Origin of the sequence: Nocardioides abyssi, assembly GCF_030412915.1 — a bacterium.
In the GTDB taxonomy this organism is placed as follows: Bacteria; Actinomycetota; Actinomycetes; order Propionibacteriales; family Nocardioidaceae; genus Nocardioides; species Nocardioides abyssi.
Genome location: NZ_JAUHJR010000200.1, coordinates 1 through 274 on the forward strand (window position 1 = coordinate 1; position 274 = coordinate 274).

Annotated in this window: 1 protein-coding gene; it reads left to right on the forward strand. The window is 71.2% G+C overall.

The genetic code is table 11. From position 1 onward, the window contains the following. The coding region (locus tag QWY29_RS20485) for a hypothetical protein (protein WP_300963066.1) at positions 1 to 244 on the forward strand (244 nt) is incomplete at its 5' end. Positions 245 to 274 lie beyond the last annotated feature (30 nt).

Here is a 274-nt window from a genome sequence, read left to right on the forward strand (position 1 = left end):
GCTGAAGGTGATGAACCTGGTCTCGCTGCTGATCGTGGCCGCCATCGTCGAGATGTCCTACGGCGAGGGCGAGAACGACGTGGTGCGGATCCTGATCGCACTGGTCGCGACCGCGGTGATCGCGGGCGCGGTCTACGTCTCCAAGCAGCGCTCGACGGTCATCGGTGACGACCAGCCGGCGCCGGCCGGTCCGTCGTCGGGCTCGCCCGGCTCGTCCGGCTCGACCGGGCCGTCCACGGCCTGAGGTGACAGCGCGAGGCCCCCGTCCGGACGC